This window comes from Janthinobacterium sp. JC611 (assembly GCF_018682595.1).
Classification (GTDB): domain Bacteria; phylum Pseudomonadota; class Gammaproteobacteria; order Burkholderiales; family Burkholderiaceae_D; genus Janthinobacterium.
In genome coordinates, this window is the sequence record NZ_JAFLJN010000009.1 from 234,686 (window position 1) to 250,663 (window position 15,978).

At 64.6% G+C, this 15,978-nt stretch carries 19 protein-coding genes; 9 read left to right on the plus strand and 10 right to left on the minus strand.

Going from position 1 to position 15,978, the window contains the following annotated elements:
* Positions 1-12: 12 nt before the first annotated feature.
* From mreD to J0O65_RS08635, 3 genes are all read right to left on the minus strand, one after another.
* The gene (gene mreD / locus J0O65_RS08625; protein WP_215405947.1) at positions 13-525 is read right to left on the minus strand and encodes a rod shape-determining protein MreD; all 513 of its coding nucleotides are present in this window, start codon (positions 523-525) and stop codon (positions 13-15) included.
* Complete coding sequence (gene mreC, locus J0O65_RS08630; RefSeq protein WP_215405948.1) at positions 522-1,562, minus strand: rod shape-determining protein MreC; 1,041 nt, start codon at positions 1,560-1,562, stop codon at positions 522-524. The genes mreD and mreC overlap by 4 nt, the downstream gene beginning before the upstream one ends.
* 106 nt (positions 1,563-1,668) lie before the next feature.
* Entirely contained in the window at positions 1,669-2,712 is a 1,044-nt protein-coding gene (locus tag J0O65_RS08635) for a rod shape-determining protein (protein WP_010393186.1), read from the minus strand.
* 351 nt (positions 2,713-3,063) lie between these two features.
* On the opposite strand from J0O65_RS08635, the gene gatC reads away from it, so the two are divergent.
* The 6 genes from gatC to J0O65_RS08665 all read left to right on the plus strand — a co-directional run bounded on the left by gatC (position 3,064) and on the right by J0O65_RS08665 (position 9,389).
* Positions 3,064-3,366, plus strand: coding sequence for an Asp-tRNA(Asn)/Glu-tRNA(Gln) amidotransferase subunit GatC (gene gatC, locus J0O65_RS08640; protein ID WP_070222787.1), 303 nt, complete (start codon positions 3,064-3,066; stop codon positions 3,364-3,366).
* Positions 3,367-3,429: 63 nt separating this feature from the next.
* Positions 3,430-4,914, plus strand: a complete 1,485-nt coding sequence (gene gatA / locus J0O65_RS08645) for an Asp-tRNA(Asn)/Glu-tRNA(Gln) amidotransferase subunit GatA (protein WP_215405950.1) — start codon at positions 3,430-3,432, stop codon at positions 4,912-4,914.
* A 48-nt stretch (positions 4,915-4,962) separates the two neighbouring features.
* Positions 4,963-6,438 (plus strand): Asp-tRNA(Asn)/Glu-tRNA(Gln) amidotransferase subunit GatB, encoded by a 1,476-nt coding sequence (gene gatB / locus J0O65_RS08650; protein ID WP_353056170.1) that lies wholly within the window; start codon positions 4,963-4,965, stop codon positions 6,436-6,438.
* 191 nt (positions 6,439-6,629) lie between these two features.
* Positions 6,630-7,013 carry a BlaI/MecI/CopY family transcriptional regulator gene (locus tag J0O65_RS08655; RefSeq protein WP_215405953.1) on the plus strand — a complete coding sequence of 128 codons (384 nt, stop codon included), beginning with the start codon at positions 6,630-6,632 and terminating at the stop codon, positions 7,011-7,013.
* Positions 7,010-8,257, plus strand: a complete 1,248-nt coding sequence (locus J0O65_RS08660; protein ID WP_215405955.1) for a M56 family metallopeptidase — start codon at positions 7,010-7,012, stop codon at positions 8,255-8,257. Before J0O65_RS08655 ends, J0O65_RS08660 begins: the two co-directional genes overlap by 4 nt.
* A gap of 94 nt (positions 8,258-8,351) precedes the next feature.
* A complete protein-coding gene (locus tag J0O65_RS08665) occupies positions 8,352-9,389 on the plus strand; it encodes an oxidoreductase (protein ID WP_215405957.1) in 1,038 nt (345 codons plus the stop codon).
* Positions 9,390-9,410: 21 nt separating this feature from the next.
* On the opposite strand, the gene J0O65_RS08670 is transcribed toward J0O65_RS08665, so the two are convergent.
* From J0O65_RS08670 to J0O65_RS08690, 5 genes are all read right to left on the minus strand, one after another.
* Positions 9,411-9,740, minus strand: coding sequence for a hypothetical protein (locus J0O65_RS08670; RefSeq protein ID WP_215405959.1), 330 nt, complete (start codon positions 9,738-9,740; stop codon positions 9,411-9,413).
* Positions 9,740-10,204, minus strand: a complete 465-nt coding sequence (locus J0O65_RS08675; protein ID WP_215405961.1) for a carboxypeptidase regulatory-like domain-containing protein — start codon at positions 10,202-10,204, stop codon at positions 9,740-9,742. Before J0O65_RS08675 ends, J0O65_RS08670 begins: the two co-directional genes overlap by 1 nt.
* 65 nt (positions 10,205-10,269) lie before the next feature.
* The gene (locus tag J0O65_RS08680; protein ID WP_215405962.1) at positions 10,270-10,461 is read right to left on the minus strand and encodes a YqaE/Pmp3 family membrane protein; all 192 of its coding nucleotides are present in this window, start codon (positions 10,459-10,461) and stop codon (positions 10,270-10,272) included.
* A 95-nt stretch (positions 10,462-10,556) separates the two neighbouring features.
* On the minus strand, positions 10,557-11,423 hold the full coding sequence (locus J0O65_RS08685; protein WP_215405964.1) for an alpha/beta fold hydrolase: 867 nt from the start codon (positions 11,421-11,423) through the stop codon (positions 10,557-10,559).
* 21 nt (positions 11,424-11,444) lie between these two features.
* Positions 11,445-12,338, minus strand: a complete 894-nt coding sequence (locus J0O65_RS08690; protein WP_215405966.1) for a LysR family transcriptional regulator — start codon at positions 12,336-12,338, stop codon at positions 11,445-11,447.
* Positions 12,339-12,464: 126 nt separating this feature from the next.
* On the opposite strand from J0O65_RS08690, the gene J0O65_RS08695 reads away from it, so the two are divergent.
* Both J0O65_RS08695 and J0O65_RS08700 read left to right on the plus strand, forming a co-directional pair.
* On the plus strand, positions 12,465-13,208 hold the full coding sequence (locus J0O65_RS08695; RefSeq protein WP_215405968.1) for a sulfite exporter TauE/SafE family protein: 744 nt from the start codon (positions 12,465-12,467) through the stop codon (positions 13,206-13,208).
* Positions 13,196-13,453: a GNAT family N-acetyltransferase gene (locus J0O65_RS08700; RefSeq protein ID WP_215405970.1), complete on the plus strand. Its 258-nt coding sequence runs from the start codon at positions 13,196-13,198 to the stop codon at positions 13,451-13,453. Before J0O65_RS08695 ends, J0O65_RS08700 begins: the two co-directional genes overlap by 13 nt.
* A gap of 75 nt (positions 13,454-13,528) precedes the next feature.
* Here J0O65_RS08700 and pyrE read toward each other — a convergent pair whose 3' ends face one another.
* Entirely contained in the window at positions 13,529-14,191 is a 663-nt protein-coding gene (gene pyrE, locus J0O65_RS08705) for an orotate phosphoribosyltransferase (RefSeq protein ID WP_215405972.1), read from the minus strand.
* Positions 14,192-14,299: 108 nt separating this feature from the next.
* On the opposite strand from pyrE, the gene J0O65_RS08710 reads away from it, so the two are divergent.
* Positions 14,300-15,076 carry an exodeoxyribonuclease III gene (locus tag J0O65_RS08710; RefSeq protein WP_215405974.1) on the plus strand — a complete coding sequence of 259 codons (777 nt, stop codon included), beginning with the start codon at positions 14,300-14,302 and terminating at the stop codon, positions 15,074-15,076.
* On the opposite strand, the gene J0O65_RS08715 is transcribed toward J0O65_RS08710, so the two are convergent.
* Positions 15,073-15,978, minus strand: coding sequence for a pseudouridine synthase (locus J0O65_RS08715; RefSeq protein ID WP_251373602.1), 906 nt, complete (start codon positions 15,976-15,978; stop codon positions 15,073-15,075). The genes J0O65_RS08710 and J0O65_RS08715 overlap by 4 nt on opposite strands.

Consider the following 15,978-nt stretch of genomic DNA (forward strand, 5'->3'; position numbering starts at 1 on the left):
GGCAGGCGCTCGTCAGATCGGCCGGTTATGATCGCGGTCCACGGCGCGGCGCTGCGGCGCCAGCAGGATCCACGTGACGATCGGCCACAGGGCCACGGCGACGAAGCTCTCGATGAAATTGAGCCAGCCGGGGAAGCGGCCCGAGACGATCAGCCGCGTCAGCAATTGCAGCGCCTGCGTCAGCAGCAGCAACGGCAGCACGTGCAGCGCCTGGGTCAGGACGGGGAACCACAGCACGCGGCGGTGCATCATGATGGCGAAATACGACAGCAAGGTATAGGCCAGCGCATTCTCGCCCAGCAGGGTCGAATCGTGCACGTCCATCATCAGACCCATGAAGAACGCCACGCCGATGCCGACCTTGCGCGGCTGGTGGATGCCCCAGAAGACCAGCACCAGGGCGACGAAATCGGGCACGCCGACGAACTGCCCCCATGGCAGCAGGTTCAGCAGAAAAGCGCACAGCAGGGAAAAACCGATGAACAGGGGGCTGACCGGCAGCAGGATGTAATGCGGGCGGTTCATCGTGTCGCTTCCTTCGGTGGCACGGCGGCAGGTGCGGGTGCGGCGGCAGGCGCCGCCGGTTTCGGCGCGGGGCCGGCAGGCGGTTTCGCGGCCGGCGCTGTCGCGGCGGCGGCGGGCTCCTTGGCCGGGTCCTTGATCGGCGCCATCTTGCCGGCGATCTTGCGGCCCGTCTTGACATCTTCGGCGGGCGGGCGCGGCGGAATCTCGGGTGACGTCATCAAGATGAGCAGCTGGGTGTTGCGTTCGATGCCGGCCAGCGGCTGGCACACGACACGACCGAACGGGCCATGCGCATTGCGCTCGACCAGGGTCACGCGCGCCACGGCCAGGCCGGCCGGGTACAGGCCGTCGAGGCCCGAGGTGATGACGATGTCGCCGATCTGGATGTCGGCGCTGGGGGCCGTGAAACGCAGCTCCATGGTGCCGGACTTGCCGCGGCCGATGGCCACGCTGCGCACGCCATTGCGCAACAGCTGCACGGGAATGGCCTGCTCTTCATCGGTCAAGAGGGTCACTTCGGAGGTGAACGGGAACACGCGCGTGACTTGCCCGACCACGCCCAGGTTGTCGATCACGGGACGGCCCAGTTCGACGCCGTTCTGGATGCCCCGGTCCAGCACGATCTTGCGCGTGGCCGAGTCGCGCGTGTCGTACAGCACTTCGGCCATCATGGTCTTGACGGGAACGCGCTCGCGCGCCTCCATCAACTTGCGCAAATGGTTGTTTTCAACGATGTTGAGCTGCGCCTGCTGCATGATCTGCGCCGAGGCGATCTGTTCGTGCTTCAGGTCGCGCACCTGTTTTTCCAGGGCGGACAGCGAAGAGAAGTAATTGCCGACGCCGAGCGCCACGTCGCGCGGCACCAGGGCCGCCATCTGCACCGGATACAGCACGGTGCCGACTGCCTGGCGCACGGCCGTCAGCGCGTGCATGCGCGAATCGACCAGCAGCAGGGCGATAGAAATGCCGGCGAACACCATCATCTTGACGCGGGCGGAGGCGCCTTGTTTGAAAAGTGGCGGAGGACTGTATTCCATGACTTCCAATGATCAGGCCAGGCGCGGTGCGCCAACGTGCAGGCCCCGGTCAAACGCCGGCGCCAAAACCAAAGCCGGAGACCCGCTCTCCGGCCCGTTGATCCGATTATTCGTAGGAGAAGATCGAGCCGAGCTTGTCCATACGTTCCAGTGCCATCCCGGAACCGCGCACCACGCAAGTGAGCGGGTCCTCGGCCACCAGCACCGGCAGGCCGGTTTCCTCCATCAGCAGGCGGTCCAGGTCGCGCAGCAGCGCGCCGCCGCCCGTCAGCATCATGCCTTTTTCGGCGATGTCGGCGCCCAGTTCCGGCGGCGTCTGTTCCAGCGCGTTCTTCACGGCCGAGACGATGTTGTTCAGCGGGTCGGTCAGCGCTTCGAGGATCTCGTTGCTGGAAATGGTGAACGAGCGCGGGATGCCTTCGGACAGGTTGCGGCCCTTGACTTCCATTTCCTTCACTTCCGAACCAGGGAAGGCCGAACCGATGGCCTTCTTGATGGCTTCAGCCGTCTGTTCGCCGATCAGCATGCCGTAGTTGCGGCGGATGTAGTTGACGATGGCTTCATCGAACTTGTCGCCGCCGACGCGCACGGAACCCTTGTAGACCATGCCGCCCAGCGAAATGATGCCCACTTCGGTGGTGCCGCCGCCGATGTCGACCACCATCGAGCCGGTCGCTTCCGACACGGGCAGGCCCGCGCCGATGGCCGCCGCCATCGGTTCTTCGATCAGGTACACCTGCGAGGCGCCGGCGCCCAGGGCCGATTCGCGGATGGCGCGGCGCTCGACCTGGGTCGAACCGCACGGCACGCAAATGATGATGCGCGGCGAAGGACGGAAGAATTTCGAGTCGTGCACCATGCGGATGAATTGCTTGAGCATCTGCTCGGTGACGGTGAAGTCGGCGATCACGCCATCTTTCATCGGACGAATCGCTTCGATATTGCCCGGCACCTTGCCCAGCATCTGCTTGGCTTCCTTGCCGACTGCCTGAATGGTCTTCTTGCCATTCGGACCGCCTTCCTGGCGGATGGCGACGACGGATGGCTCGTCCAGGACGATACCGAGGCCGCGTACATAAATAAGGGTGTTGGCCGTGCCCAAGTCAATGGCCAGATCGGTGGAGATATACCTGCGTAAAAAACCAAACATGAGTGTCCTGTAGCGCATCGAGCTGCGCAAAAGCTGTTTATGGGGAGTTTCAAAGCGGGCGCTTTCAGGCACCCTGAAAATCCATGAAGGCGATTTTCCCGGGTTTCGCTTGGCGCTTGCGCAATCTTTTCTATGCTGCGGCAGCAGTCCATCAGCGCCGACAACGCATTAACCCGCCATTCTACCTTATAATTTGAATGCGATTTGCTCAAAAACCATGGAAAAGTGCGACTCTTGCAGCCGCGAGTTACGCGGCATTCCTCGATTTTTGTGAGCAAAATAGCAGTAAATACTCGCGTTTTATCAAAACGCCAACTTAATACTAATGCGCGGCACTCCGCGCCATTCGCCATGTCCCTGACACTCTCCGACGTAAAACGCATCGCCCACCTGGCACAACTCGAAATGGCCGACGATCAGGCCGTCACGTCGTTGGCCCAATTGAACAAGATTTTTGCACTGGCCGAGCAAATGCAAGCCGTCAATACCGATGGCGTGGCGCCCCTGAGCCACCCGCTGGCCGCCCACATGGACAATATCGCCCTGCGCCTGCGCGAGGACGTCGCCACGGAACAGAACCGCCGCGACGCCTACCAGGCCGTGGCGCCGAAAGTGCAGGACGGACTCTACCTCGTGCCAAAAGTGATCGAATAAGCATCTTTCGCGTTCTCGCTGAGTACGCTCGTCTTCCGCCGAATAAAATCAAATAGAAACGCCATGCATACAAAATCCATCAAACAGCTGTCCACGCTCTTGCAGAACAAGGAAATTTCCGCCGTTGCGCTGGCGACGCATTTCCTCGACCGCATCGAAGCGGACGACTCGAACGCCTTCCTGCACGTCGACCGTGCCCTGACCCTGGCGCAAGCTGCCGAGGCCGACGCGCGCATCGCCGCCGGCACGGCCACGCCATTGACGGGCGTGCCGATCGCGCACAAGGACCTGTTCGTCACCCAAGGCTGGCGCACGACGGCCGGCTCAAAGATGCTGGCCAACTACGCCAGCCCGTTTGACGCCACCGTGGTGGAAAAATTCCAGGCGGCCGGCATGGTCACCCTGGGCAAGGTCAACTGCGATGAATTCGCCATGGGTTCCGGCAACGAGAACTCGGCCTTCGGCGCCGTGCGCAATCCGTGGGACAACACCGCCGTGCCGGGCGGCTCGTCGGGCGGCTCGGCCGCCGCCGTCGCCGCCGGCCTGGCGCCGGCGGCCACCGGCACCGACACGGGCGGCTCGATCCGCCAGCCGGCCGCGTTTTGCGGCATCACCGGCATCAAGCCGACCTATGGCCGCGTCTCGCGCTTCGGCATGATCGCCTTCGCCTCGTCGCTGGACCAGGGCGGCCCGATGGCCCGCTCGGCCGAAGACTGCGCCCTGCTGTTGAGCGCCATGGCCGGCTTCGACGAACGCGATTCGACCAGCCTGTCGCCGGAACAGGGCGGCGTGGCGGAAGATTTTTCGCGCAGCCTGGATGCCCCTCTCACGGGCTTGCGCATCGGCGTGCCGCGCGAGTATTTCGGCGAGGGCCTGGCCAAGGACGTGGAAGCGGCCGTGCGCGGCGCGCTGGCGCAGTATGAAAAGCTGGGCGCCACCCTGGTCGACATCTCGCTGCCGAATACGGCCCTGTCGATTCCCGCCTACTACATGATCGCCCCGGCCGAAGCGTCGTCGAACCTGTCGCGCTACGACGGCGTGCGCTACGGCCACCGCGCTAGCGAGTACAAGGACTTGCAGGACATGTACAAAAAATCGCGCGCCCAGGGCTTCGGCCCGGAAGTGCAGCGCCGCATCATGGTCGGCACCTACGTGCTGTGCCACGGCTACTACGACGCCTACTACCTGAAGGCGCAAAAGATCCGCCGCCTGATCGCGCAGGATTTCGACGCCGTATTAAATGGCCCGAACGCCGTCTGCGACGTCATCATGGGACCGGTCGCGCCGACCGTCGCCTGGGACCTGGGCGACAAGACGGACGACCCGGTGGCGAACTACCTGGCCGACATCTACACCCTGTCGACCAGCCTGGCCGGCCTGCCCGGCATGTCGATCCCGTGCGGCTTCGGCGCAGGCGAGAAAAACGGCAAGCGCCCCGTCGGCCTGCAAATCATCGGCAATTATTTTGGCGAAGCCAAACTGCTGAACGTGGCGCACCAGTACCAGCTGGTGACGGACTGGCACACGCGCAGCCCAGCCGGCGTTTAAGAGCAGACCAAGAACAGATTTGCGCCGCCCAGGCGGCGCCACCAAAAAATAAGCGAGAACACTATGCAATGGGAAGTCGTCATCGGTCTTGAGAACCACGTGCAGCTCACGACCGAATCCAAAATTTTCAGCGGTTCGCCGATCAAGTACGGCGCCGAAGCCAACACGCAGGCGAGCCCCGTCGACCTGGCGCTGCCAGGCGTGCTGCCGGTGATGAACAAGCAAGCCGTCGACCGCGCGATCCGCTTCGGCCTGGCCGTCGGCGCCACTGTGGCGCCGCACTCGGTTTTCGCCCGTAAAAACTATTTTTATCCGGATTCGCCCAAGGGCTACCAGATCAGCCAGTTCGAAGACCCCGTCGTCATCGGCGGCGCGCTGACCTTCGGCTATGAAAAGGATGGCGAATTCGTCACCAAGACGGTCAACCTGACACGCGCCCACCTGGAAGAAGACGCCGGCAAGTCGCTGCATGAAGACTACGCGGGCATGAGCGGCATCGACTTGAACCGCGCCGGCACGCCGCTGCTGGAAATCGTCTCGGAACCGGAAATCCGCAGCGCCGCCGAAGCCGTGGCCTACGCCAAGGCCCTGCACTCGCTGGTCATGTGGCTGGGCGTTTGCGACGGCAACATGCAGGAAGGCTCGTTCCGCTGCGACGTCAACGTCTCCGTGCGCCCCGTCGGCCAGAAGGAATTCGGCACCCGCTGCGAGATCAAGAACCTGAACTCCTTCCGCTTCATCGAAGAAGCCGTGCACGTCGAAGTGCGCCGCCAGATCGAACTGATCGAAGACGGCGGCAAGGTCGTGCAGGCGACGCGCCTGTACGATCCGGAGCGCAAGGAAACGCGCGAAATGCGCAGCAAGGAAGACGCCCAGGATTACCGCTACTTCCCGGACCCGGACTTGCCGCCGCTGGTCATCTCGCCCGAGTGGATCGCCTCGGTCAAGGCCTCGATGCCGGAACTGCCGGCCGCCATGCGCGCCCGCTTCATCAGCGAATACGCGCTGCCGGACTACGATGCGCTGGTGCTGACGCAATCGAAAGCCATGGCCACCTATTTCGTCGCCGTGGTGGACAAAGCCGGCAAGGAAAACGCCAAGGCCGCCGCCAACTGGCTGATGGGCGACGTCTCGTCGACCCTGAACCGCGAAGGCGTGGACCTGGACGACGCCCCCGTCTCCGCCGCGCAGCTGGCCGCCATGCTCAAGCGCATCGCCGACGGCACGATCTCGAACAAGGCGGCGAAGGAAGTCTTCGCCGGCATGTGGGAAGCCAAGTCCAGCGACGAGCACCTGGTCGACGCCATCATCGACGCCAAGGGTTTGAAGCAGATCTCGGATACCGGTGCGCTGGAAGCCATCGTCGATGAAGTGCTGGCGGCCAACGCCAAGTCGGTGGAACAATACCGCGCCGGCAAGGAAGCGGCCATCAACGCGCTGATCGGCCAGGCCATGAAAGCATCCAAGGGCAAGGCCAACCCGGCCCAGCTGACGGAACTGCTGAAGGCCAAGCTGGCGGGATAATTTTCCTCCCCCCCCAAAAAAAGACGCTGCGGCGTCTTTTTTTTCGCCTGTTCACCATACTTCTAAACAAGCTTGTCTATATTTTTCAGCATGCCTGACAGGCGCTTATACGGCATTAAAAAATAAAGTATACATTTTTGTCTACAACGATTATTCTAGCCTTATTGAATTTCAGGCAAGAGGAAAACAGCATGGCGAAGACGCACGACATCCCGAAGCCGACGGCAGCCGAACTCGATCTGCTGCAGGCACTGTGGCCGCTGGGCGCCGCCACGGCCAAGCAGGTGCACGAGGCGATGGCGCTGGCCAAGCCGGCCATCACCTACGGCACCGTGCTGCGCCTGATGCAGATCATGCACGGCAAGGGCCTGCTGATCCGCGATGAAAGCCAGCGTTCGCACGTGTATGCGCCGGCCCAGGCGCAGGACAGCCTGCAGACGAACCTGCTCAAGGAATTGATGCAGAAGGCCTTTGCCGGTTCGGCCAAGGCGCTGGTGCTGGCGGCGCTGCGCACGGGCGTGTCGCGCGCCGAACGCGAGGAAATCGAAAAAATGCTCAAGGATGAACAGTCATGAGCGGCTTCGTGCCGGCCCTGGGCTGGACCCTGCTGCACTTCCTGTGGCAAGGTTTGCTGATCGGCTGCGCCACGGCGCTGGCCTGGGCCGCCCTGCGCAATGCGCGCCCGGAAGCGCGCTACGCCGTCGGCTGCGGCGCCTTGCTGGCCTGCCTGGCCTGGCCGGCGGCGGGCCTGTATCTGCGCCTGGCCGGTGGCGACACCACGGGCGCATTGTTCTCCGGCGCCTTGCTGCCCACCGCCCTGCTGGCGCCCGACAGCCTGCCCGACCTGGATCTGCTGCTGCGCGCCATCGTCGGCGTGTGGGCCTTGTGCGCCGCCATGCTGGCCCTGCGCATGGCGCTGGGCATGCTGTGGATAGCGCGCAGCGCCAGGAATACCGGCGCCACGCATGCCCACTGGCAAACGCGCTTGTCGGGCATGGCGCATCGCGCCGGCGTGACGCGGCCCGTGCGCCTGCGCGTGCTCGACGGGATTGCCAGCCCGCTCACGGCCGGCATCTGGCGCCCCATGGTGCTGGTGCCGGCGGCGCTGATCACCGGCATGCCGCCACAGCTGCTCGACGCGCTGCTGGCGCACGAACTGGCGCACATCCGGCGCCACGATTATCTGCTCAACCTGCTGCAAAACGCCATCGAGGCGCTGCTGTTCTTCCACCCTGCCGTCTGGTGGATTTCACGCGGCGTGCGCCTCGAACGCGAACACATTGCAGACGATTTCGCAGCAAGACAACTGGGCGAACCGCGGCGTCTGGCTCTTGCACTCTCGGAACTGGAGCGTCTCCAGTTCTCAACCCACCACCTGGCCCAGGCGGCCAACGGAGGAGATCTTATGTCACGTATCAAACGATTGCTGCGCCCCGCACCGCAAACCCTGAACTGGAAGGCGGCCGTACCGCTGCTGGCATTGGCCGGTGCCTGCCTCGGCATCTACGGCCAGGCCGTCGCCGCCGACAGCGCACCCGTGCTGGAGCGCCGCCCCGTCATCGACTTTGGCGTGTGCGGCAAACCGGTCTACCCGGCTGCATCGCTGCAGGCGAAGCAAGAGGGCACGGTCACCATGTCCTTCGACGTCGATGCCGCCGGCAAGGTCCACGGCTCGAGCGTGGTCAACAGCAGCGGCCATCCGGCCCTCGACGAGGCGGCGCGCAGCGGCATCGCCAAGTGCACGTTCAAGCCGGCCCTCGCTGGCGGCAAGCCCGTCAGCGCCAGCGTCAAGGTGCAATACGTCTGGCGCCTGCACTAAGGCATGCGCGGCGGCGTTGCAACATTGCTGCAGCGCTGCCGCCGCCCGCTTGCGGGTATGATCATGGATTCTTCCACGCACCTGTGAATCCGCCATGAACAAGATCAAAACCGGCCTGGTCGGCTACGGCTTTGCCGGCTCCACCTTCCACGCTCCCGTCCTGTCCACCATCGATGCCCTGGAACTGGCCGCCGTCGCCTCCAGCAAGCCGGACCTCGTGCACCAGGATTGGCCGCACGCCACCGTGTATGCGGACGCGGCGCAGCTGTTTGCCGATCCATCCATCGAACTGGTCGTCATCGCCGCCCCCAACGAGGCCCATTTCAGCCTGGCGCAAGCGGCCCTGCAAGCGGGCAAGCACGTGGTGGTCGACAAGCCCTTCACCATTTCCAGCACCGAGGCGCAGAGCCTGATCGCGCTGGCGAAAGAGCGCCAGCTGGTACTCAGCGTGTATCACAACCGGCGCTGGGATGGCGACTTCCTGACCCTGAAAGTGCTGCTGGCGCAGGGCACGCTGGGGCGCATCGCCAGCGTCGAATCGCATTTCGACCGTTTCCGCCCCGAGATCCGCCAGCGCTGGCGCGAATCCGGCGCACCGGGCGGCGGCTTGCTGTACGACCTGGGCCCGCACATGCTGGACCAGGCCATGCAGCTGTTCGGCATGCCGGAAAAGCTGTACGCCGATATCGCCCTGCAGCGCGATGGCGCGCAAGCCGTCGACTACATGCACATCGTCCTGTACTACGACCGGCTGCGCGTGGTGCTGCAAGCAGGCTGCCTGGTGAAGGCGCCGACGGCGCGCTTCGCCGTGCATGGAGACAAGGGCAGTTTCGTGAAGTTCGGCCTCGACCCGCAGGAAGACGCCCTGAAGGCGGGCGGCAGGCCGGGCCAGCCCGGCTGGGGCGTGGATCCCGTGCGCGGCGCGCTGCATCTGGGCACGCAGCCGGACGGGCATTGCGAACACCTCGAGATGCAGGCGGGCCGCTACCAGGACTTTTACCAGGGCATGGCCGACGCCATCGGCCACGGCGCACCGGCGCCCGTGGCGGCGGAAGACGCGGCGGCGACGATACGCCTGATCGAACTGGCGCTGCAAAGCAGCGCCGAAGGACGCGTGCTCGCGGTCAGCTGATTCGCCGTCAACTGGCCGGGGTCAGTTGATGACGAAGGCCAGCACCACGGCGCCCAGCGCCAGCAGGGCCAGGCCGCAGATGAACAGCAGCTCGCCCCACCATTCGTAGCGCAAGCGCGATTGGCCGGGGCGCAGCGACACGAAGGACAGCACGGCGCTGACGAGAAAGACGATGGCATCGACGGCGAGCAGCTTGTCGATGGCCACGCGCACCTCGCCGCGCGGCGCCAGGTGCCCGAGCGACAGCACCGTCATGCACACGCCGACCATCGTCGCCGACGTGGGCAGGATATGGGCCGACAAACCGCGCGCCGGCACGCCCCGTTCGGGCGCCTTGCCGTCGGCTGGCATCAGGACTGGCCCTGCTTCGTTCCCGCCGGCCAGACCAGCTCCACGCGCGCGGACGATCCCGCCTTGACCTGCACCTTGCGTTCCATTGTCTTGCCGGCCAAGGTGGCGCGCAGGTCGTAGCTGCCCGGCGCCAGTTTCGCCAGCAGGAACGGTCCGCTGGCCGTCGCGTCCAGCACCGGCGCGCCCTTGGCGTCGCTAATCTGCAGCTTCACGTCGGAGGCAAATTCCGCCTTGCCTCCCGCCTGCACGGAAAACACCAGGCTCAATGGCCAATGCCGGCTGGCGCTCTGGATGGCCGTCGATTCATCGAGGCCGATGCCGCCGCTCAGGTATTCCACCGCCCCGCTCTTTTGCACGGGCGGCAGCGCGCCGTCGGCCTGGGCCTGCGCCGCACTTCCCAGCAACAGCCCGGCGGCCAGCATGGCGGCCGCCAGGCCCAGGGTACCGCGTCTGTCTGATGCCATCTCACTCTCCTCATGTTGCTTGAGTCAAGATAGAAAGCGCAGCTTAAACAGGACTTAGCTTAGCGTCAGCGCCGGCGCATGGCCTCGGCGATCTTCTGGTCCGTCTTGAACTGGCTCAGCGAATACACGGCCCAGATCGTCGCTGGCAGCCAGCCGATCACGGTGATTTGCAGGATCAGGCAAATGATGCCGGCAATGGGCCGGCCGATCGTGAAAAAGGTCAGCCACGGGAATATCAGGGCAATCAGCAAGCGCATCGTTCGTTCCTTCAGTAAGCCCCTGTGCCGCGGGGTCCGGGCCGGCATGCGCCGGCGGCAAATTCAGTCAAGCCGATTATAGCGATACGGGCGCCTCACGCCGGCACGGGTGGCAGCAGCTTTTCCATCCACGCCAGGATGGCGGCAAAGATCACGTCGCGGTTCACTTCATTGAAATTCTCGTGGTAATTGGCCGGATAGTAGTGATAGTCGAGCAATCCCTCTGGCACGCTGCGCAGCAGGCTTTCCGTGGCGCGGCTGTCGGCCAGCTTGTCGTCGCCCGCCACCACGGCGAACAGGGGGAAGCGCCAGGCGGACAGGCCGCCGGCCAGTTCCTTTTGCGCCGACGTGAGCGCATGGGCGAAGCGCACCGAGGCGGCGCTGGCGCGGATGCCGTCGCGCTCGTCCTGGAAATGGCGCGCGGTGATGGTCTGGTCATGCGTCAGCAGCATGGTCAGATTCCCCAGCGGTACCTTCATCGTCGGAAAACGCTGCGCCAGCCAGCCGGACAGCATCTGCAGCACCTTCGGCACGGGAATCGCATTCACGTAATACGGCGATGAGATGATGAAGCCCTTGATCGCCGGGTCGCCCGCGAAACGCCGCAGCCCCAGGTGCGTGGCGATCAGGCCGCCCATCGAGTGGCCCATGACGAAGATCGGCAAGCCCGGATACGCCTGCTTGACCCAGGCAAGGAACAGTTCCGCGTCGTCGAGGAAGGCCGCGAACGAGGGGATATCGACCTTGCGCTTGCCGTCGTGGCCCACCATGTCGAAGCTGACGGTGGCGATGCCGTGCTGGCGGAAGGTCAGCGCCGGCGTGACGTAGTCGCCCGCGTGCGCCATGCCGCCGTGGATCGCCAGGATCACGGCACGTGGTTGCTCCGGCTGCCAGATGTGAATCGGCCGCTCGACCTGGTCGCTGCACCGCAGGCTGGCCATCTTGTCTTCTGAAAAACGCATCGCTGCTCCTGTCATGCCCTGTCACGCCTTCAGATGATCGATCAACTGGCGCGCATACAGGGGTAATTCACTGAACTGGCGCACGCAAATCGTCAGATTGCGTACCGACCAGGGATCGGATAATTCCAGGCAGCGCAGCGCCATCGTCTGCTGGCAGCGGCTGGCCGCCGCCAGCGGCACCACGCTGATGCCCACGCCGCTGGCCACCATGCGGCACACGGCATCGAAGCTGCGCAGGCGCACGCGCACCTTCAACGGGCGGCCCAGGCGTGCCGCATGCATGCCCAGGTACTGCTGCATCGCGCTGTCGTCGGCCAGGCCGATGAAATCGTGATCCAGTACGCTGGCAAAGTCGACGACGCCATCCGGGCCCAGCGCGCGGTGATGCACGCCGTCGGCTGCGGCGATGACCACCAGCCGGTCGGGGCGAAACAAAAACGTCTGCAAGCCGCGCATGTCGACCGAATCGGACACGATGCCCATGTCGGCCAGTCCTTCCGAGACGGCCTTGACGATATCGTAACTGAGGCGCTCTTCCAGGTCGATGGTCAGGTTCGGATGGCGGTCGAGAAAAGCACCGAGCGCTTCGGGCAAGAATTCGCTGAGCGCGGCCGTATTGCACAGCAGCCGCAACTGCCCTTTCAAGCCGCGCGCAAATTCGCCGAGCTCGCCGCGCATTTTCTCCATTTGCAGCAGCACCAGGCGCGCGTGATGCAGCAAGGTCTGGCCCACGGGGGTCGGTTCCACGCCGCGCCGCCCGCGCAGCAGCAAGGGCATGCCCAGCATCTCTTCCATGCCGCGCACGCGCGCGCTGCTCGACGCCAATGCGAGATGGCTGCGCGCGGCGCCCGCCGTCAGGCTGCCCGCCTCCACCACGTTGACAAACAGCTGCAAATCGACCAGATCAAAGCGCATGACGGCTCTCCTTTGCGCCATCTTATCAGCCTTCGTCTACACCATAGGCTGACTCAAAATAATCCACCTTGGCGAAAGCTCCGGGCAAGCGCAGAATCCACGCAAAATCACTGCGGAACAAAAAAGATGGAGACGTCATTCCTGCTGGCCGTCGGGGCCAGCTTCCTCGTCGCTGGCTTCGTCAAGGGCGTAGTCGGCCTGGGACTGCCTACGGTGGCCATGGGTACGCTCAGCCTCGTCATGCCGCCCGTGCAGGCGGCCGCCCTTTTGATCGTGCCATCGATGGTGACGAACGTGTGGCAGCTGGCGGCCGGCCCCGGCCTGCGCGCCCTGCTGCGGCGCCTGGGGCCCATGCTGGCCGCCGTCATGGCGGGCACCCTGGCGGGCGGCGCCCTGCTGCCGAGGGACAGCGGCGCCTGGGCCGTCGTCGCGCTGGGCGTGGCGCTGATGCTGTATGCGCTGGCGGGACTGTTCTCGCTGCAGTTGCGCGTGCCCGCGCGGCACGAAGCCTGGCTGGGGCCCGTGGCGGGCGCGGCGACGGGACTGGTGACGGCCGCCACGGGCGTGTTCGTGATTCCCGCCGTGCCGTACCTGCAGGGACTGGGCCTGGCGCGCGATGCGCTGGTGCAGGCGCTGGGTCTGGCGTTTACCGCATCGACCGTGGCGCTGGCGGCCAGCCTGGCCCTGCACGGCGACTTCAGCCTCGGTGCGGCTGGCGCTTCCGCGTATGCGCTGCTGCCGGCGCTGGCCGGCATGCTGGCCGGTCAATGGCTGCGCGGACGCATCGCGCAGCCGGTATTCAAGCGCTGCTTTTTTATCGGCCTGTTCGCCCTGGGCCTGCATGCGGCGCTCACACCATGGCTGGCGTGATGCGGATAGACTGGCAAGGGGACAGCGCGCTGTGCGCGTGGATCGACGGCCAGCAGGTGGCCATGCTGGACTTCAGCAAGTGCGCGAATGGGGTGACGGTGAACATGCTGTTCGTGAAACCGCCGTTCCGGCGGCGCGGCATCGGCGGCGCGCTGCTGCGCAGGCTGTTGCAATGCCATCCGCAAGCTGGCGCCGCCTGCAGCGACCCGCGGCTGCGGGCGCTGCTGGAAGACAAAACGATATAAAGTGCTCAGGGCAAGGCGCGGCGCGGCAGACAGCACGCTAGTGCGGCAACGCGCCGCAACGCCGCCATGAGCGCTTTAAATGCCATACTTGGCGCGATACGCGGAAACTGCATCCTTATATTGAAGCAGTTCCGGATCGGCGCCGGCGCCATTCAGGTAGCCGAACAAGTCGTCCAGGTTGCCGATCGAGATGACGGGAATGCCATATTGTTTCGACACTTCCTGCACCGCCGAACTTGGCGACAGCTGGCCATCCGGGCCCGAGCGCTCCATGCGGTCCAGGGCGATCAGCACGGCGCATGGCTCGGCGCCGGCGGCGCGGATCATGTCCACCGATTCGCGCACCGAGGTGCCGGCCGAGATCACATCGTCAATGATGACGACTTTGCCATGCAATTTGGCGCCGACGATGGTGCCGCCTTCGCCATGGTCCTTGGCTTCCTTGCGGTTGAAGGCGAACGAGGTGTTGCGGCCCTTGCCGGCCAGCGCCACGGCGGTGGCCGACGCCAGGGTGATGCCCTTGTAGGCGGGACCGAACAGCATGTCGAATTCGACGCCCGAGTCGAGCAGGGTCTGGGCGTAGAACTGCGCCAGCTCGGCCAGGGTGGCGCCGTCATGGAACAGGCCCGCATTGAAGAAGTACGGCGATGATCGCCCGGCCTTGGTGGTGAACTCGCCGAACCGCAAGACTCCCTTGGATACTGAAAACGCGATAAACTGCTGGCGTAAATTATTCACATTAGCCTCATTTTTTAAAAGTGCCTGTATTTTAATCCGCGCGCACCGGCGAGACAATCGCCATGCCGCGCCCGTCGGCCCCGGCCAGCGCCCTTTCACTCTAGACCTATGCCAAAAATAATCTCCGCCAACCTGAACGGCATCCGTTCCGCCGCCAAAAAAGGCTTTTTCAACTGGATGGGCACGCAAACGGCCGATTTCATCTGCGTACAGGAATTGAAGGCGCAGCTGCCCGACATGACGCCGGAATTCCTCAATCCGCACGGCTACCACGGCCATTTCCACTATGCCGAGAAAAAAGGCTATTCCGGCACGGGCGTGTACAGCAAGGTGGAGCCGGACGCCGTGCATATCGGCTTCGGCAGCCAGGAATTCGACGCCGAAGGCCGCTACGTGCGCTGTGATTTTGGCAACCTGTCCGTCATTTCCGTGTACTGCCCGTCCGGTTCGTCCGGCCCCGAGCGCCAGGAAGCCAAGTTCCGCTTCATGGAACTGTTCCTGCCGCACCTGCTGGAATTGAAGGCGCTGGGCCGCGAAGTGGTCATCTGCGGCGACTGGAACATCGCCCACCACGAAATCGACCTGAAAAACTGGAAGGGCAACAAGAAGAATTCCGGCTTCCTGCCGGAAGAGCGCGCGTGGCTGACGCGCGTCTTCGACGAAGTGGGCTTCGTCGACGTGCACCGCGGCCTGGACAAGCGCGAAGACCAGTACACGTGGTGGAGCAACCGCGGACAAGCCTACGCGAAGAACGTGGGCTGGCGCATCGACTACCACGTCGCCACGCCCGGCATCGCGGCCCAGGCGCATACGGTCAGCGTCTACAAGGACGAGCGTTTTTCCGACCACGCGCCCCTGATCATCGACTACACGCTCAAGGCCTAAGCCCCCAAGCTGCGCCGGCTTTCAAAATGGCGCGGCGCGCCGCTCAACGGGTCCGTGAAATCGATGGCGCGCGCCAGCAACTGCAGCGGGTGCGCCATGTCGTCTGCCTTGCACGGCAGGGCCACCGGATAAAACGCATCGTTGACGATGGGGATGCCCAGCGCGGCAAGGTGCACGCGCAGCTGGTGCTTGCGGCCCGTGTGCGGCTGCAGCCGATACAGGCACACGTCGCCGCGCTCTTCGATCACGTCGATGATGGTTTCCGAGTTCGGCTCTCCCTCTTCCTCGCGCATGAGAAAAAACTGCGCTCCCTCGACCATGCGGCTGCGATAGGTGAACGGAAAATCGCGGCCAGCCAGGCGCGGCGCCAGCGCCTCGTAGGTCTTGCGCACTTCGCGGCGCTGGAACAGCGACTGGTAGGCGCCACGGCTGGCGACCTGGCGCGAGAAAATCACCACGCCGGCCGTCTCGCGGTCGAGGCGGTGGATGGGCGTCAGCTCGGCGCAGTCCAGGTTTTTCTTCAGGCGCGTCAGCAGGGTCTCCTGCACGAAGCGCCCGCCCGGTGTCATGGGCAGAAAATGCGGCTTGTCGACCACGATCAAATGCTCATCCTGGAACAGGATCTCTTCCTGGAACGGGATCGGCGTTTCGCGTTCCAGTTCGCGGTAGTAAAAAATGCGCATGCCGCGCCGGTATGCGCTGTCGGGCGCCAGCACGGCGCCGTCGCCGCTGACCACCTCGCCGCGCGCCATGCGGTCCTGCCATTGCGCCGCGCTGATCTGCGGATAGCGCTCGAGCAGAAACGACAGCATGTCGGGCCACTGCCCTTCCGGCAGCCACAGGTAGCTTGGCGCCACGCCGTCGCGCATGGGCAAGGGTGCGGCAGCGTGACGGCTGGACAT

What these genes read in the sequence shown, in the direction of transcription:
- mreD (WP_215405947.1), bottom strand. Translation starts at nt 525, where the DNA reads ATGAACCGCCCGCATTACATCCTGCTGCCGGTCAGCCCCCTGTTCATC.
- mreC (WP_215405948.1), bottom strand. Translation starts at nt 1,562, where the DNA reads ATGGAATACAGTCCTCCGCCACTTTTCAAACAAGGCGCCTCCGCCCGC.
- J0O65_RS08635 (WP_010393186.1), bottom strand. Translation starts at nt 2,712, where the DNA reads ATGTTTGGTTTTTTACGCAGGTATATCTCCACCGATCTGGCCATTGAC.
- gatC (WP_070222787.1), top strand. Translation starts at nt 3,064, where the DNA reads ATGTCCCTGACACTCTCCGACGTAAAACGCATCGCCCACCTGGCACAA.
- gatA (WP_215405950.1), top strand. Translation starts at nt 3,430, where the DNA reads ATGCATACAAAATCCATCAAACAGCTGTCCACGCTCTTGCAGAACAAG.
- J0O65_RS08655 (WP_215405953.1), top strand. Translation starts at nt 6,630, where the DNA reads ATGGCGAAGACGCACGACATCCCGAAGCCGACGGCAGCCGAACTCGAT.
- J0O65_RS08660 (WP_215405955.1), top strand. Translation starts at nt 7,010, where the DNA reads ATGAGCGGCTTCGTGCCGGCCCTGGGCTGGACCCTGCTGCACTTCCTG.
- J0O65_RS08665 (WP_215405957.1), top strand. Translation starts at nt 8,352, where the DNA reads ATGAACAAGATCAAAACCGGCCTGGTCGGCTACGGCTTTGCCGGCTCC.
- J0O65_RS08670 (WP_215405959.1), bottom strand. Translation starts at nt 9,740, where the DNA reads ATGCCAGCCGACGGCAAGGCGCCCGAACGGGGCGTGCCGGCGCGCGGT.
- J0O65_RS08675 (WP_215405961.1), bottom strand. Translation starts at nt 10,204, where the DNA reads ATGGCATCAGACAGACGCGGTACCCTGGGCCTGGCGGCCGCCATGCTG.
- J0O65_RS08680 (WP_215405962.1), bottom strand. Translation starts at nt 10,461, where the DNA reads ATGCGCTTGCTGATTGCCCTGATATTCCCGTGGCTGACCTTTTTCACG.
- J0O65_RS08685 (WP_215405964.1), bottom strand. Translation starts at nt 11,423, where the DNA reads ATGCGTTTTTCAGAAGACAAGATGGCCAGCCTGCGGTGCAGCGACCAG.
- J0O65_RS08690 (WP_215405966.1), bottom strand. Translation starts at nt 12,338, where the DNA reads ATGCGCTTTGATCTGGTCGATTTGCAGCTGTTTGTCAACGTGGTGGAG.
- J0O65_RS08695 (WP_215405968.1), top strand. Translation starts at nt 12,465, where the DNA reads ATGGAGACGTCATTCCTGCTGGCCGTCGGGGCCAGCTTCCTCGTCGCT.
- J0O65_RS08700 (WP_215405970.1), top strand. Translation starts at nt 13,196, where the DNA reads ATGGCTGGCGTGATGCGGATAGACTGGCAAGGGGACAGCGCGCTGTGC.
- J0O65_RS08710 (WP_215405974.1), top strand. Translation starts at nt 14,300, where the DNA reads ATGCCAAAAATAATCTCCGCCAACCTGAACGGCATCCGTTCCGCCGCC.
- J0O65_RS08715 (WP_251373602.1), bottom strand. Translation starts at nt 15,978, where the DNA reads ATGTCCAGCCGTCACGCTGCCGCACCCTTGCCCATGCGCGACGGCGTG.